This window comes from Rhodococcus sp. PSBB066, assembly GCF_017068255.1.
GTDB lineage: Bacteria > Actinomycetota > Actinomycetes > Mycobacteriales > Mycobacteriaceae > Rhodococcus > Rhodococcus aetherivorans.
The window spans coordinates 1,525,212-1,540,935 of sequence record NZ_CP070859.1; the positions used below are offsets into that span (position 1 = coordinate 1,525,212).

At 67.5% G+C, this 15,724-nt stretch carries 12 protein-coding genes; all 12 read left to right on the top strand.

All coding sequences use genetic code 11. The features are described from left to right. The first annotated feature begins 4 nt into the window (after positions 1 to 4). The 12 genes from JYA75_RS07160 to JYA75_RS07215 all read left to right on the top strand — a co-directional run bounded on the left by JYA75_RS07160 (position 5) and on the right by JYA75_RS07215 (position 15,655). Positions 5 to 856, top strand: a complete 852-nt coding sequence (locus JYA75_RS07160; protein ID WP_185713204.1) for an enoyl-CoA hydratase-related protein — start codon at positions 5 to 7, stop codon at positions 854 to 856. 25 nt (positions 857 to 881) lie between these two features. Further along, the gene (locus tag JYA75_RS07165; RefSeq protein WP_185713203.1) at positions 882 to 1,871 is read left to right on the top strand and encodes a hypothetical protein; all 990 of its coding nucleotides are present in this window, start codon (positions 882 to 884) and stop codon (positions 1,869 to 1,871) included. A gap of 44 nt (positions 1,872 to 1,915) precedes the next feature. Continuing rightward, on the top strand, positions 1,916 to 3,475 hold the full coding sequence (locus tag JYA75_RS07170) for an AMP-binding protein (RefSeq protein ID WP_185713202.1): 1,560 nt from the start codon (positions 1,916 to 1,918) through the stop codon (positions 3,473 to 3,475). A 27-nt stretch (positions 3,476 to 3,502) separates the two neighbouring features. Continuing rightward, positions 3,503 to 4,711 carry an acetyl-CoA C-acetyltransferase gene (locus tag JYA75_RS07175; protein WP_203329821.1) on the top strand — a complete coding sequence of 403 codons (1,209 nt, stop codon included), beginning with the start codon at positions 3,503 to 3,505 and terminating at the stop codon, positions 4,709 to 4,711. A 47-nt stretch (positions 4,712 to 4,758) separates the two neighbouring features. Next, entirely contained in the window at positions 4,759 to 6,924 is a 2,166-nt protein-coding gene (locus tag JYA75_RS07180; RefSeq protein WP_185713200.1) for a 3-hydroxyacyl-CoA dehydrogenase NAD-binding domain-containing protein, read from the top strand. 3 nt (positions 6,925 to 6,927) lie between these two features. Then, entirely contained in the window at positions 6,928 to 8,070 is a 1,143-nt protein-coding gene (locus tag JYA75_RS07185) for an acyl-CoA dehydrogenase family protein (RefSeq protein WP_185713199.1), read from the top strand. Continuing rightward, a complete protein-coding gene (locus JYA75_RS07190) occupies positions 8,067 to 8,858 on the top strand; it encodes an SDR family oxidoreductase (RefSeq protein WP_185713198.1) in 792 nt (263 codons plus the stop codon). The genes JYA75_RS07185 and JYA75_RS07190 overlap by 4 nt, the downstream gene beginning before the upstream one ends. Beyond that, entirely contained in the window at positions 8,858 to 9,925 is a 1,068-nt protein-coding gene (locus tag JYA75_RS07195; RefSeq protein WP_185713197.1) for a phosphotransferase family protein, read from the top strand. Before JYA75_RS07190 ends, JYA75_RS07195 begins: the two co-directional genes overlap by 1 nt. Before the next feature lies 1 nt (position 9,926). Then, positions 9,927 to 10,337, top strand: coding sequence for a hypothetical protein (locus JYA75_RS07200; RefSeq protein WP_203329822.1), 411 nt, complete (start codon positions 9,927 to 9,929; stop codon positions 10,335 to 10,337). A 54-nt stretch (positions 10,338 to 10,391) separates the two neighbouring features. Then, complete coding sequence (locus tag JYA75_RS07205; protein WP_203329823.1) at positions 10,392 to 11,930, top strand: long-chain-fatty-acid--CoA ligase; 1,539 nt, start codon at positions 10,392 to 10,394, stop codon at positions 11,928 to 11,930. Between the two features lie 273 nt (positions 11,931 to 12,203). Further along, the gene (locus JYA75_RS07210) at positions 12,204 to 14,945 is read left to right on the top strand and encodes an ATP-binding cassette domain-containing protein (protein ID WP_203329824.1); all 2,742 of its coding nucleotides are present in this window, start codon (positions 12,204 to 12,206) and stop codon (positions 14,943 to 14,945) included. Next, positions 14,942 to 15,655 (top strand): ABC transporter ATP-binding protein, encoded by a 714-nt coding sequence (locus JYA75_RS07215; protein WP_239010542.1) that lies wholly within the window; start codon positions 14,942 to 14,944, stop codon positions 15,653 to 15,655. Before JYA75_RS07210 ends, JYA75_RS07215 begins: the two co-directional genes overlap by 4 nt. Positions 15,656 to 15,724: the final 69 nt, after the last annotated feature.

The following is a 15,724-nucleotide window of genomic DNA, read 5'->3' on the forward strand; positions in this document are numbered from 1 at the left end:
TAGCATGCAGGAGCACGCCGTGGACGACTACGAGGACGTGACCTACGAGGTCTCGGGCGGTGTCGCGGTGGTGACTCTGGACGCACCCGAACGGCGCAACGGGATGCGGGTGCGCATGCTCGTCGACGTGCTACGCGCGCTCGATCGCGCCGACCGCGACCCCGACGTGCGCGCCGTGATCGTCACCGGTGCCGGTGAGGCATTCTCGGTCGGCGCCGCGCTCGACGGTCCCGAGACCCTGACGCGCGCCCTCGTCGAGGACGTCGACGGGCACACGCCCACCGGTTACCGCGAGCCGGCCGGACGGATCAGCGAGCGGATCTTCGAGATGCAGAAGCCGGTGATCGCTGCGATCAACGGCCACGCGATCGGCGGAGGTGCGACCATCGCCGCGGCAATGGACATTCGAATCGCAAGTGAAGAAGCACGGTTCGGATTCGTCTTCACCCGCCGGGGCGTGGTTCCCGAGGGCGCCTCCTCGTGGTTCCTGCCCCGGCTCGTCGGGATCGGACGGGCCACCGACTGGATCCTGTCCGGTCGGGTGTTCGACGCGGCGGAGGCGTACGAGGCCGGATTCCTCACCCGGGTGGTTCCAGCCGACCGGGTGATGACCGAAGCTCGTTCCTACGCAGAGCAGTTCGTGCGCGACACGTCCCCGACATCGGTCGCGTTGTCCAAGTGCCTTCTCGCCTCGGCGTGGTCGCACTCGCATCCGGGTCGGGCCGCAGCAGACGAATCGCGCACGTACGCCGGCAGAGTCGACTCCGCCGACGCCCGTGAAGGAATCCAGTCGTTCCTCGAACGCCGGCCGGCGGTCTTCCCGCCGCTCGACCCCACCCCCGCCGAACGATTCTGACCCCTACGGATCACCCAGGAGTGCCATGACCACCGACCCGTTCACCGTATGCAAGTACGGGGCCGACGCGGAGGGGACTCACGACTTCGCCGGCATCCACAATTTCAACGAGAGCGTCTATTTCAACTTCGTCGACCCGGTCTCGCAACTCGGTGGGCTGGTCCGAATCGGCAACAGGCCGAACCTCGGGTACAGCGAGACCTCGGTGCAATTGACCCTGCCCGGCGGAGCCATCGCCTTCCGGGCCGGCCGGCGGCCTTGTGAGACCAACGACGAATTCGCCGGCCAGGGACTCGAGATCGTGATCAAGGAGCCGACGCGAACGGCGGAGATCACCTACCGCAATACCGTCGCACGTGTCGCCCATCCGTCGATGATGGCCGAGCAGGGCCGTCTCGCCCTGAAGAACGCCCCGTCGGAGGAGTGCGAGATCTCGCTCACCTACGAGGCGACGAGCCCCATGTTCGTCATCAACGGCGACGGCGACGGCGACTGCACGCCGGGCAGTTCGACGATCGCCAGTGATCACTACGAGCAGTTCGGGCACCTGTCCGGAACCATCCGGGTGGGCAGTCGAACCTGGGTGCTCGACAAGGTCACGTCATTCCGGGATCACTCGTGGGGACCTCGGGAGTGGGCCTCGTACACGGGTGAATGGCTCGCCGGATGGCTCGCCGACGGTACTGCCTTCAGCGCGTACGGTGAATACGAGCCTTCGGGCGTGCGTGTCAGTGCGGGTGCTGTGATGACCACCGACCATGTCGCCCATCCGATCACCGACTACAAGGTCCTGACCGACTACGCGGGTGAATCCACCTACAACGGAAGGCATGTCGGGATCATCACCGCAGTGGGGCTGCCGACGATCGTCGTCGACGGATCGATCCGGCACTTCGTGCCGGTCACGCAGCGCACCGAGGACCGTGCCGTCCGGATGGCCCAGATGACCGTCGATCTCGCCGAGGGTCATGGGGGCTGGGCGGTCGCCGAGTTCCTGCGTCCGATCAGGCCGTAGGCGCGGCAGCCGCCCGTACCGGATCGTCATCGAGGAGCACTGTCATGTACCCAGGACGTCACGCTGTCGAGCACCCCGACCGCCCGGCGATCATCATGGCCTCCAGCGGCGAGATCGTCACCTACGCGGATCTCGACACCCGGGCCAACCGGCTCGCCGCGTTGTTCCGGGCGCAGGGACTGGCGCCGGGCGACCACATCGCCCTGTTCATGGAGAACCATCCCGACATGATCGTCGCCATGTCGGCGGCCGAACGCACCGGGCTGTTCTACACCCCGGTGAACTCCTTCCTCTCCGCAGCCGAGGCCGCGTACATCATCGGAGACTCTCGATCCCAGTTGGTGATCACTACCGCAGCGAAATTCGAGGTAGCGCAGAAACTTCCGGGCCTGTGTCCGAACGTGCGCAGCTGGCTGCTGGTCGATGCGGACGCCGTGTCGCCGGTCCCGCCGCCCTTCGAGTCCTACGCCGATGCCGTGTCGGAATTCGACGGCACCCCCGTGGAGAACGAACGACTCGGCACGCCGATGTTCTACTCGTCCGGCACCACCGGACGACCGAAGGCGATCAAGCGATCCCTTCCCGACGCGCACCCGGGACAGATCCTCGACATCGAGGATTTCGGACGCAGACTCTTCCACCTCCGTGAAGGGATGCGATTCCTGTCGCCAGCGCCTCTCTACCACTCCGGACCGCAGTCCTCGGTGGCGATCGGAATCCGCCTCGGCGCGACGATCGTGGTGATGGAGAAGTTCGACGCCCGCGAGTATCTCGCGCTGGTCGAGAAGTACCGCATCACCCACTCGATGGTCGTTCCCACCATGTTCTCGCGCATGCTCAAACTCCCCGAGGAGGAGCGGAACCACGACGTCTCCTCGCTCGAGGTCGTCGTGCACGGTGCGGCACCGTGTCCGGTCGCCGTCAAGGAGGCGATGCTCGACTGGTTCGGTCCCGTCATCTACGAGTACTACGGCGGCACCGAGGCGAACGGCATGTGCGGATGCACCCCGCAAGAATGGCTCGAGCACAAGGGAACCGTCGGCCGGCCCTACATGGGTGAACCGGTGATCCTCGACGACGACGGCAACGAATGTCCGCCCGGTGTCCCGGGAACCATCTGGTTCCGGGGGACGGGAAGCACCTTCGAATACTTCAACGACCCGGAGAAGACCGCCGACGCGCGCAGTGCCGACGGAACGATGTCGAAGATCGGCGACATCGGTTTCCTCGACGAGGACGGTTTCCTGTATCTCACCGATCGCCAGGCCTTCGTCATCATTTCCGGTGGAGTGAACATCTACCCGCAGGAGATCGAGAATCTGCTCGTCACCCACCCGAAAGTTCTCGACGCCGCGGTCTTCGGCGTCCCCGACGACGACTTCGGGGAAGCAGTGAAAGCCGTGATCCAGCCCGCGGACCCGACGGCCGCAGGCCCGGAACTGGCGTCCGAGCTTTCGGACTTCTGCCGCTCCGAGCTCGCGAAGTTCAAGTGCCCCAAGTCGTTCGACTTCATCGACGAGATGCCGCGGCTGCCCACGGGCAAGCTCTACAAGAAGGGTCTGCGCGCCGTGTACTGGACCGAGCCCGCTGCCGCATCTCGCTGAACCACCTCACCCAGAACAGGAAGTTCCATGCCCCACGACGTTTTCGTGTACGACGCGATCCGGACCCCCCGCGGAAAGGGCCGCAACGGCGCGCTCAACGGCGTCAAGCCGATGTCCCTGATCACCGGACTGATCGAAGCGATCCAGGAGCGCAATCCGTCGCTCGATCCCGCCCGCATCGACGACATCGTGCTCGGCGTCGTGAGCCCGCTGCGTGACCAGGGCGCCGACATCGCGCGCATCGCCGCGGTCAATGCCGGCCTACCCGAAACCGTCGCCGGCGTGCAGATGAACCGCTTCTGCGCATCCGGCCTCGAGGCGGTCAACACCGCATCGCAGAAGGTCGCATCGGGTTGGGAGTCGCTCATGCTCGCCGGTGGCGTCGAGTCGATGTCGCGCGTGCCGATGGGCAGCGACGGCGGCGCATGGGCCAACGACCCGGAGACCAACTTCACGACCGGTTTCGTCCCGCAGGGCATCGGCGCCGACCTGATCGCGACACTCGAGGGCTTCACCCGTGAGGACGTCGACAGCTTCGCCGCCGAATCGCAGCGCCGCGCCGCACAGGCATGGGACGAGGGCCGGTTCGACCGCTCGGTGGTCCCCGTCCGCGACAAGAACGGCATCGCGGTCCTCGACCGCGACGAGCACCTGCGCCGCGGTACCACGGTCGAGACGCTCGCCGGGCTCACCCCGGCGTTCGCCGGCATCGGCGCGGCCGGCTTCGACGCCGTGGCGCTGCAGAAGTACCACTGGGTCGAGCGCATCGACCACGTGCACACCGGGGGAAACTCGTCCGGAATCGTCGACGGTGCAGCACTGGTCGCGCTCGGCAACGAGCAGGTCGGCAAGGACCTCGGCCTGACCCCGCGGGCCCGGATCGTCGCGGGCGCGGTCAGCGGCTCGGACGCGACCATCATGCTCACAGGACCGACACCCGCCACCCGCAAGGCACTCGCGGTCGCGGGGCTGACCGTCGACGACATCGACCTGTTCGAGATCAACGAGGCGTTCAGCTCGGTCGCGCTGCGTTTCATGAAGGACCTCGACATCCCGCACGAGAAGCTCAACGTCAACGGTGGCGCGATCGCGATGGGGCACCCGCTCGGAGCGACCGGCGCGATGCTCATCTCGACCGTCATCGACGAGCTCGAGCGCCGCGACCAGCGCCGTGCGCTCGTGACGCTGTGCGTCGGCGGTGGCATGGGTATCGCCACGATCGTCGAACGCGTCTGAGCCCGAATACTTCTCCTCCGCGACCTCCAGAAAGCTGTGAGCACACGATGACCCAGATTGCAGAACCCACCAGCACGGAACGTATCGGCACCATCCTGTGGGAGCAGGGCGACGACGGCATCGTCGTCCTGACCTTCGACGACCCGAACCAGTCCGTCAACACGATGAACGCCGCGTGGTCCGACTCGCTGAACCGGGTGCTCGACCGCCTCGCCGAGAACAAGGACGGCGTCACCGGCGTCGTCGTGACCTCGGCGAAGAAGACGTTCTTCGCGGGCGGCGACCTCAACGACATCTACGCTGCCACCCCCGAGCAGGCCGGTGAGCTCGCCGCGTTCGCAGACGGCGCGAAGGCCATGCTGCGCCGTATCGAGACCGCGGGTGTCCCGGTCGTCGCCGCGATCGCCGGTGCTGCCCTCGGCGGCGGACTCGAGATCGCCCTCGCGTGCCACCATCGGATCGCGGTGCGCGCGAAGTCCGTTCGAGTGGGCCTGCCCGAGGTCACCCTCGGACTGCTGCCCGGCGGCGGAGGCATCGTCCGCACCGTACGGCTGCTCGGCCTCGGCCCCGCCCTCGACAAGGTGCTGCTGACGGGCGCGTCGTTCACCGCAGACAAGGCGCTCGAGATCGGCCTGATCGACGAGGTCGTCGACTCGGCCGACGACCTCGTCCCCGCCGCGCGCGCCTGGATCGCCGCGAATCCGGACGCGACCCAGCCGTGGGATCGCAAGGCACCCATCCCGGGCGGCACCGCGTACTCACCGTCCGTCGAGGCACTGGTCCCGGCTCGTGTCGCCGCAGTGCGCGCCGCCGCGAAGGGCGCACCCAACCCGGCACGCGAGGCGATCCTCGCCACCGCGGTCGAGAGCACGCAGGTCGGCTTCGACGTCGCGTCCGCAATCGAGACCCGCTACTTCGTCGGCCTCGCCACCGGGCAGATCTCCAAGAACATCATCCAGGGCACCTTCTTCGACCGGCAGGCCATCGCGTCCGGCGCGAGCCGACCCGAGGGCTACCCGACGCACAAGGCCACGTACGCGGCAGTGCTCGGCGCCGGCCTGATGGGCGCGGGCATCGCACTGTCGTGTGCGCTCGTCGGAATCAAGGTGGGTCTCAAGGACGTCGATCTCGCCGCCGCCGAAAAGGGCAAGGACTACGCGCGTCGCTTCCTGGCCAAGCAGGTGAAGTCCGGTCGCCGTACGCAGGAGTCGGCCGACGAGATCCTCGCACTCATCACGCCGGTCGCCGATGCGGCCGACCTCGTCGGTGCCGATCTGGTGGTCGAGGCCGTGTTCGAGGATCCGGCGCTCAAGAAGACCGTCTTCGGTGAGGTGCTGGGCGTCGTTGCGCCCGACGCGGTGCTCGGTTCCAACACCTCGACGCTGCCGATCACGGACCTCGCCGCCGGGGTGGACCGCCCCGAGGACTTCATCGGTCTGCACTTCTTCTCGCCGGTCGAGCGGATGGATCTGCTCGAGATCATCGTGGGGGAGAAGACCAGCGACGCGACCCTCGCGAAGGCGTTCGACATCGCGCGGCAACTGGGCAAGACGCCGATCGTCGTCGGTGACGGTCGGGGCTTCTACACCAGCCGTGTGATCCTGCAGCGCCTCACGGAGGCCGCCGCGATGGTCGGTGAGGGTATCGACCCACAGTCGATCGAGCAGGCGTCGGTGCAGGCGGGCTACCGGCTCGGTACGCTCGCGCTGCTCGACGAGGTCACCTCCGCACTCCCGCTGAAGATCCGCAGCCAGTTCCGTGAGGTCGCCGAGGCCGCGGGCACACCCTTGCCCGAGCATCCCGGCGACGCGGTGCTCACCGCGATGGTCGAGGAGCTCGGTCGCCCGAGCCGTGTCGCGGGTGCCGGCTTCTACGAGTACAAGGACGGCAAGCGCGGCGCGCTGTGGTCCGGTCTCGCCGAGCGCTTCCCGGTGAACGGTGAACGCGCCGACCTCGACGAGTTGAAGGACCGTCTGCTGTTCGCCGAGGTCCTCGAGACGGTGCGCTGCCACGACGACGGCGTCCTGCGCTCGACCGCCGACGCCAACGTCGGATCTTTGCTCGGCATCGGATTCCCCACGTGGACCGGCGGCACCAGCCAGTTCATCGCGGGTTACCCCGGCGGCACCGCGGCGTTCGTGCGGCGCGCGCAGGAACTGGCCGACAAGTACGGTCCCCGATTCACGCCCCCGGCGTCGCTGACGGAGGGCTGACCGGTGCGCAGGGACATCTACACCGACGAGCACGAGGCCTTCCGGTCCGCCTTCCGGTCCTTCCTGGACCGTGAGGCAGTGCCCTACGTCGAGGACTGGGAACGTGACGGGACGGTCGACCGTGCCTTCATCAGCGCGGCCGCGAAGTCGGGATTCCTCGGCTTCGAATTCGACACCGCATACGGTGGTCTGGGCATCAGCGACTTCCGGTACAACGCCGTCATGACGGAGGAGGTCGTCGCGTCCGGAATGGCCGGCGACACCTTCAGCATGCAGAACGACATCATCGTGCCGTACCTGAGGGACCTGACGACCGACGCCCAGAAGGCACGTTGGCTTCCGAAGTTCACCAGCGGCGACTGCGTCACCGCCCTCGGCATGACCGAACCCGGGGCCGGATCCGACCTGGCATCCATCCGCACCACCGCACGGCGGGACGGCGACGAACTCGTCATCAACGGCACGAAGACGTTCATCACGAGCGGGGCGACCTGCGACCTGGCGATCGTGCTGGTGCGCACCGGCGAACGCGACGGCCGCGGGACGTCGTTCGTCGCCGTCGAAGCCGGAACCCCCGGCTTCGAACGTGGCCGGCCGATGCACAAGATTGGGCGCAAGGCCCAGGACACCGCTGAACTGGTCTTCACCGACTGCCGGGTCCCGGTCTCGAACATCGTCGGCGAACCGGGACGCGGATTCGGCTCGGCGGTGGCGAACCTCCCGCGAGAACGCCTCTCGATCGCCGTCTCGGGCGTCGCGTCGGCCGCGCACGCACTGAGCCTGGCCCTCGATCACGTGCGCGACCGGGTCGCGTTCGGCGCTCCACTGTCCGAACTCCAGTCCGTCCGGATGGCGATCGCCGAGATGCACACGGATGTCCAGGTGATGCAGCACTACGTCGACAAGTGTGTGCTCGCGCTGAACGAGGGCGAACTGACCGCGGACGATGCGGCCGGAGCCAAGTACAAGGCGACCGAACTGCAGTGGGACGTCGTCGACCGGTGCCTGCAACTGTTCGGCGGCTACGGCTACATGGAGGAATACCCGATCGCCCGGATCTGGCGTGACGCGCGTATCCAGCGGATCTACGGAGGAGCGAACGAAGTGATGAAGGATCTGGTGGGTCGAAGGGTGGTGGCACGATGACCGGGCCGCTCGCAGGACGTGTCGCTCTCGTCACCGGGAGCTCGCGAGGCCTCGGACGGTCCGTGGCCCTGCGGCTCGCCCGCGACGGCGCGGCCGTCGCCGTCAACTACCGCCGTGAGGCCGATGCCGCCGACGAAGTGGTCGGTGAGATCGTCGCCGCCGGCGGCACGGCCCGCGCCTACCGGGCCTCGATCGACGACGAAACCGCCGTCGCGGCGATGGTCGAATCGATCGGTAACGACCTGGGCGCGGTCGACCTGCTGGTCAACAACGCAGGTTCGGCCAGCCGGGGATTCGATGTGGCCACCACCACCCGCGCGGAGTTCGAACAGCTGCTGAACGTCCACGCGCTCGGCCCGATCCGCCTGATCCAGCTCGTCCTGCCGGGAATGCGGAAGGTCGCGTCCGAGCCGGGCGGCCGCGGGGACATCGTGATGATCTCGAGCACCACCACCGCCTCCGCGCCACCGAACTCGGCGCCGTACACGATGGCGAAATCGGCCATGGAGACCTGCGTCCGGACCCTCGCCCAGGAGGAACGTCCGAACGGCATCCACGCGAACATCGTCGCGCCCGGCCTCATCGCCACCGAGATGGGACGACGACTCGTCTCCGCGTCGCGCGGCACCGACATCGCCGAACTCGACGCGTCGTCCCCGTTCGGCCGGGTGTGCCGTCCGGAGGACGTCGCCGGTGCCGTGGCCTTCCTGGTGTCACCCGATTCCGGGTACGTCACCGGTCAGCGTCTCGTCGTCGACGGCGGCGGACCCACGGCGGCGGTGTTCTGATGAGCGTCACGGACATCGATACCGAGGTGACCGGCATGCGTAACGAATTCCTCGACGAACTCACCGCCGAGCTCGACCGTGCCGTCGGTGCGGGCGGCTCGCTGACCCTCACCGACGTGGACCTGCGCGGCGAGGGGAACTCGTGGGAGACCTATCTCGTCACCGCGACGTGGACGGCGGGCACCGGCGATTCGACCGCGACCTACGCGGTCAAGCGCCAGCCGATCAGCGGCATCGTCGGCGATTACGACGTCGCTCGTGAGGTCGCGCTTCTCGAGGCCGCAGCCGGCATCGGGATGCGCGTTCCGCAGGTGATCGCCTACTCGGTGCCCGAGACCGGCCGCGGATGGTTCGCGATGGAGAAGGTCGAGGGCCTGATCCCGATGCCGAACACAGTCTCCCGTGTCGTTCCTGACAAGGAGACCCGGTGGAGGCTCGGGCTGGACGTCGCCCGGGACATGGCACGCCTGCACGCCGCCGACCCACACGGTCTGAACCTGACCGCGCTCGGTCCGGTTCCGGAACAGGCGGACACCGGTAAGCACGAGAACGACAAGTGGCACCGGGTCTATCGGGACGTCGTCGACATCCCGATCCCGATCCTCGATCTCGCGTTCGCATGGCTGGACCATCGGCGCGATGCGGTCTCAGGTCGGGTGGCGCTTGTGCACAACGACTTCCGGATCGGCAATCTCGTGGTCGAGGACGACACGATCACCGGTGTCCTCGACTGGGAGACCGCGCACTTCTCGGACCCGACCGCCGACATCGCGTGGTTCGCGCAACGGACCTCCCGCGGGCGTTCCCCGTTGTTGTGCAAGCTCATCGAGATCGAGCCGTTCCTCGACGAATACGAGGCGGCCGGCGGTTGGCGTCCACGTCCGGACACCCTGACGTGGTGGACGGTCCAGTCGCTGGTGAAGACCGCCGTCGGATGCCTGCAGGCCGTCGACATCTACTCGCGCGGAGAACGTGACGAGTTGCGGTACGCGAACATGGCGCACAGCGTCTACTACAGCCTCGGCTGGCTCGGGCAGATGCTGCGCGACGGGGAATGGGGACATTGAGATGACCGTCTACTCCACCGATCCGCAGCAGGTGCTGCGCACGATCAGGGACACGCTCGTCGAGCGGGTCGCACCGGATGTCACCGGTGGTACCGCCCGATTGGAACTCGCAGGTGTGGTCGAGGCACTCGACAATCTCGTCGCACGCCTGGCGTGGGATCCGGACGGGCTCGCGCGCAGCCTCGACCGCACCGAGGAACTCGCCGTTGCGTTGGGCCTGGATCCCGTCGAGGGCAGCGAAGGTGACGCGGCGACCCTGCGGCGACGCCGGAGCGAGGTGGCCGAGATGCTCGCAGCAACCTACCGATCCGGTGTGAACGAAGGCGAGATCGTCTCGGCAGTAGTGCGCTTCACCGATGACGATGTACGAGACCAGATCTCCGTGGCCCTGCGCGGCGGTCTTCCGGGCTGACGGTCCGATCGGCACCCCGCTACCTTCCGACCGCAACACTCGAGGATGACATCCATGCGCGTGCACGACCTGCTCGACCACTGGGCACGACGATTCCCGGACGAGATCTACGTCGACGACGGAATCCGGACCCTGACCTGGCGGGAGATGCAGCAGTGGACGCATCGGGTCGGGAACTGGCTGGCCGACAACCTGGAACCCGGCGACCGATTCGCCGTCCTCGACCGCAATTCGCTCGAGATGATCGCGCTCTACTTCGGTGCCTCACGGGCGGGTGTCGTCCCGGTCCCTCTCAACTTCCGGTTGGCGCCGGCCGAATGGACGTACATCGTCGAGGACGCCGGATGTGCGCTCGCTGTCGTCCACGAGGACTACGCCGAGGCCTTCACCGATGTGGTCCCGGCCGAGACGACGGTGTCGATTCTCCGCGGCGGAGGCGAGGCCGTGTTGGGATTCTCCGGCGACGTGCTCTCCTGCGGGACGAGTGCTGTGGACCGCGACGTCCCGGAGGACGCGGTGTACCACCAGATGTACACGAGCGGGACCACCGGTAAACCCAAGGGTGCCATGGTGTCCCACCGCGCTGCGTGCATCAATGCTCTGCAGATCCAGCTTGCGCTCGACGCGAATCGCAAGCGCACGCTGTGCGTGATGCCGTTGTTCCACGCAGGTGCCGCGCTTCAGGTGCTCGCGTACACGGCAGGGGGCTGCTCGATCCGCGTCGTACGCGAGTACGACCGGACGAGCGTACTGCGGGCGATGTCCGAGCTGCGCATCCGGTTGCTGACACTGGCGCCCGCGATGATCCAGGAGATGATCACCGATCCGGTGGTCGCGGAACTCGACTTCACCGCTCTGGATCTGATGGTCTACGGCTCGGCGCCGATGGCGGTAGAGCTGCTGAGAAAGGCCATGGACGTCTTCGGATGTGACTTCGCGCAGGCCTACGGGATGACCGAATGCTGCGCGGTGGCAACCATCCTCGCGCCTGAGGACCATCATCGTGCGCTTCGGTCGGATCCGGGCGTCCTCGCCTCCGCGGGACGCGCCGTCATCGGCTCGGAGATTCGTGTGGTCTCGAGCGACGGTCACGAGTGCCCGACCGGCACGGTGGGGGAGGTGGCGGTCCGTGGGCCGCAACTCATGAGCGGGTACTGGAAGCTCGAGGACGCCACCCGTGCGGTTCTCGACGGCGGATGGCTCCGCACCGGCGATGCCGGATATCTCGACGACGACGGCTTCCTGTACATCTCCGATCGCGTGAAGGACATGATCATCTCGGGAGGGGAGAACATCTATCCCCGGGAGATCGAAGAGGTTCTGTTCGGGTTGAAAGGCGTGGCCGATGTCGCCGTCATCGGTGTCCCCAGCGAACGGTGGGGAGAGAGTCCGGTGGCCGTGGTGGTCGCCGCCGACGGTGCCGAGCTCACCGAGGACCTCGTGCTCGACCACTGCCGCGCGCATCTCGCCCGGTTCAAATGCCCTGTCTCGGTGGTCTTCGCGGACACCCTGCCGCGCAGCGCGGTCGGAAAGATCCTCAAACGCGAACTCCGTGCGCCGTACTGGGAGGGACACGGCCGCAACGTGAATTGATCCCCGTCGCCCATCGGCCGGTGCCCGTCGCGTTCCCCACGCGACGGGTCACCGGCTGTTCGTCGTGCAGTCGTACCCGAACATGCAGTACCGCAACGTAATCGGAATTCGCGGAGATCGCGTGTTCCGTTGCGGTTCCCGGCACGGTCGGGTAGATATGTGATCCAGCGCATATCGCGCGGTCTCTCAGCGTGCAGTCGATGCATGGTCCGAACGCAAGGCGCGCTCGGTGGCCCGCTCAGCAGCACGTGTCCTTGCTCGAGGAGTGCAAGAGTGGACATTTTTCCTTTTCTGATCATCGGTTTGGTAGCGGGCTCGGTATACGGTCTCGCCGCGGTCGGACTCGTCCTGACCTACAAGACGTCCGGCGTGTTCAACATCGGCCACGGCGCGTTGGCCGCCCTCGCCGCCTATTCGTTCTACGTGCTCGAGGTGCTGTGGGAACTCCCCTGGCTCGTCGCGGCGGCGATCACGGTGTTCGTCATCGGACCCGCCGCCGGGGTGCTCCTCGAATTCCTCGCCCGCCGACTACAGGGCGCAGCCCTGACGCTGCAGGTGGCCGGAGTGGTCGGCATCCTGCTCGTCGTCCAGGCCGGCGTGGAGCTGATCTTCGGCTCCCAGAAGGTCCGGCGGGTACCGCCCTTCCTGCCCGAGGGCAGCATCGAGGTCGGCGGCACCTTCGTGCAGTTCGAGGACATCGCAACCTTCGTGATCGCAGCGCTGGCGACGGCGGGACTGTGGGCCTTCCTGCGCTGGACCCGTACCGGCATCGCCATGAAGGCCGTGGTGCAGAACCCCGACCTGCTCGAACTGGTCGGGCGCAGCGCCACCCGGGTCCGCCGCTGGGCGTGGATGCTCGGCACCGTGATGGCGTCGCTGTCCGGCGTCCTGCTCGCCCCGATCATGCCGCTCGACCCCGTCCAGCTGACCTTGCTGGTCGTCGCGGCCTACGCCGCCGCGGCGATCGGGGGATTCAGCAATCTTCCGGGCACCTTCGCCGGTGGACTCGTCGTCGGCGTACTCGCGTCCCTGGCGACACGCTGGCTGACCGACGGCATCCTCGCCTCCCTGCCGGCCGCACTCCCGTTCGCCGTGCTCTTCGTCGTCCTGTTGTTCTTCCCGAAGAAGTATCTGGCCGACCGAACCGCGGTCCGGGTGCACCCGCGACCGGCCTGGCGTGCCTCGCTCCGGCTCCAGGTGACCGCCGGCGTCGTCGTGCTTGTCTTCCTGGCGACCGTGCCGGCCTTCGCAGGCATCCACCTGGTGGACTGGACCGTGGCATTGGCGATGGTCCTGGTCTTCCTGTCACTGTCGCTGCTCGTCCACACCTCCGGACAGGTCTCTCTCGCACAAATCGCGTTCATGGCCATCGGTGCGGTGACGTTCTCCCATCTGCTGCAGGGTGCCGGTCTCAGCTGGCCGCTCGCCCTCGTCCTCGCCGGGGTGGTCGCGGTACCGATAGGCCTGGTGCTGGCGGTGCCGGCGATCCGGCTCGGCGGCCTGTACCTGGCCATCGCGACCTTCGGGTTCGGCATCTTCCTGCAGCAGATGTTCTACACCCAGGACTTCATGTTCGGCGCCGCGTCGTCGGGACTCGAGGTCCGTCGGCCGGTCACCCCGCTGGTCGACTTCACCTCGGACACCGGGTACTTCTATCTCGTCCTGGCGATCGTCGCGGTGGCCGTGCTCGCGGTGGCGGTGCTCGAGCGAGGCCGGCTCGGACGCCTGCTGACCTACATCAAGCAGTCGCCGAAAGCGGTGGAGGCCAGCGGTGTTCCGGCTGCGGTGACCCGCGTCCTCGTCTTTTGCGCCGCCGCCTTCCTCGCCGCGATCGGTGGTGCTCTCGCCGGGGCGGCCCAGCAGACGATCTCGGCGGACAGCTACGCCCCCATCGTGTCGCTGACGGTGTTCGTCATCATCGTGCTCAACGGCCCTGCGACCCCGTGGAACGGCATCGTCGCAGCCGCCGCCTACACGCTGGTCCCCAGCTACTTCCCGAGCACCGAGGTGGGCACCTACCTCCAGTTGCTCTTCGGCCTCAGCGCCATCGGCCTCGTCCTGCTCCCCCCGATCGGCCTGCCCCGCGCGGTGACGGAGTCGATCGACCGGTGGTTCCGCCGCCCGACGGACGAGCGGAGCGCGTCGCCCGAGCGCGCCGCCGAGCGGAGCGAGTCGTCCGAGAGCCCTGTACTCCCGGAAGTCGCCACCGACGGTGTGGTCCTCGAAGCGAAGGACATCGACGTCGTCTTCGGCGGGGTCAAAGCACTCGACGGTGCCCGCATCGTGTGCCGTCCGGGGCGGATCACCGGGCTCATCGGTCCGAACGGTGCCGGTAAATCCACGATGTTCAACGCCGTGACCGGGTTGGTCGATCCGTCCTCGGGTTCGGTGACCCTCGGTGGCGCGGATCTCGGACGCAAGAGCCCATCGGCCCGCGCACGGGCCGGGATCGGCCGCACCTTCCAGACGGCCGAACTGTTCGAGTCGATGACGGTCCGGGAGAACGTCGCGGCGGGTGCGGAAGGCCGCACCGTACGACTCGATCCGCGCACTCACCTGCACTCGTCGCCGTCCGAACGTGAACGGATCGACGCCGCCACCGATGCCGCGCTCGTCGCGTGCGGACTCGAGGAGATGGCCGACCGGCACGTCATGAGCCTGCCCACCGGTATCCGGCGCATCGTCGAGGTCGCCCGCTGCCTCGCCGGCGGATATCCGGTGTTGCTCCTGGACGAGCCGTCGGCCGGTCTCGACCACAACGAGTCCGCCCGCCTCGGCGAACTGATCTGGAAGGTCGCCGATGAACGCGGCATCGGCGTGATCCTCGTCGAGCACGACGTCTCCCTGGTGTTCGGCATCTGCGACGAGGTCTACGTCCTCGAATTCGGCCGGATCATCTTCGAGGGAACTCCGGCCGAGGCCCGGCGGTCGAGCGTCGTGCAGGCGGCCTATCTGGGCACCGAGGAGGACACCGCCGGCGCTGTCGCCGCGGCCGAACTGGAGGAGATCAAGTGACGACATCGGCGCTGGAAACATCCGCACTGACAGCGGGATACGGCCGCACGACCGTGCTGCGCGAGGTGAACCTGACCGTCGCACCCGGGTCCGTCGTCGCCCTGCTCGGGCCGAACGGTGCCGGCAAGACGACCCTGCTGAAAACCATCGGTGGTTTGTTGGCCCCGATGTCCGGGTCGATCCGGCTCGACGGGGTCGATATCACCGGCCAGGGAGCGACGAAGCGTGCCGCGGCCGGGATCTGCGTGATCCCCGAAGGTCGCGGTGTCTTCCCCGGCCTGACGGTGCGGGAGAACCTGCTCCTCGCCGTCGACGGTCCCCTGAGCGATCACTACGACCTGGCCCTGGAGGTCTTCCCCGAGATCGGCCGGCGCCTGAACGCCAAGGCCGGAAGTCTGTCCGGTGGCCAGCAGCAGATGGTCGCCTTGGCCCGCGCATTCGTCCCGCGCAGTTCGATCGTCGTACTCGACGAGGTGTCGATGGGATTGGCGCCTCTGGTCGTCGACCAGATCTTCGCGGCACTGGCCGTGCTCCGGAAGGCGGGGAAGTCCGTTCTGCTCGTCGAGCAGTATGTCGGACGGGCACTCGCCGGCGCCGACGTGGTGCACCTGCTCGATCGCGGACGGTTGTCGGAAGCACTCGAGCCGTCCGCCCTCGACGAGGACGAACTGACGAGTCGCTATCTCGGCATCGACGTGGCAACGGCCTGACCGGATTCTCCTTCCGCCTCGACCGGTGCGGAAGACGACAACGTACCAACTCTTTCCAGCAGAGGAGCC

Coding starts and splice junctions, on each gene's coding strand:
- JYA75_RS07205 (WP_203329823.1), top strand. CDS start 10,392: ATGCGCGTGCACGACCTGCTCGACCACTGGGCACGACGATTCCCGGAC.
- JYA75_RS07165 (WP_185713203.1), top strand. CDS start 882: ATGACCACCGACCCGTTCACCGTATGCAAGTACGGGGCCGACGCGGAG.
- JYA75_RS07195 (WP_185713197.1), top strand. CDS start 8,858: ATGAGCGTCACGGACATCGATACCGAGGTGACCGGCATGCGTAACGAA.
- JYA75_RS07180 (WP_185713200.1), top strand. CDS start 4,759: ATGACCCAGATTGCAGAACCCACCAGCACGGAACGTATCGGCACCATC.
- JYA75_RS07175 (WP_203329821.1), top strand. CDS start 3,503: ATGCCCCACGACGTTTTCGTGTACGACGCGATCCGGACCCCCCGCGGA.
- JYA75_RS07170 (WP_185713202.1), top strand. CDS start 1,916: ATGTACCCAGGACGTCACGCTGTCGAGCACCCCGACCGCCCGGCGATC.
- JYA75_RS07190 (WP_185713198.1), top strand. CDS start 8,067: ATGACCGGGCCGCTCGCAGGACGTGTCGCTCTCGTCACCGGGAGCTCG.
- JYA75_RS07200 (WP_203329822.1), top strand. CDS start 9,927: ATGACCGTCTACTCCACCGATCCGCAGCAGGTGCTGCGCACGATCAGG.
- JYA75_RS07160 (WP_185713204.1), top strand. CDS start 5: ATGCAGGAGCACGCCGTGGACGACTACGAGGACGTGACCTACGAGGTC.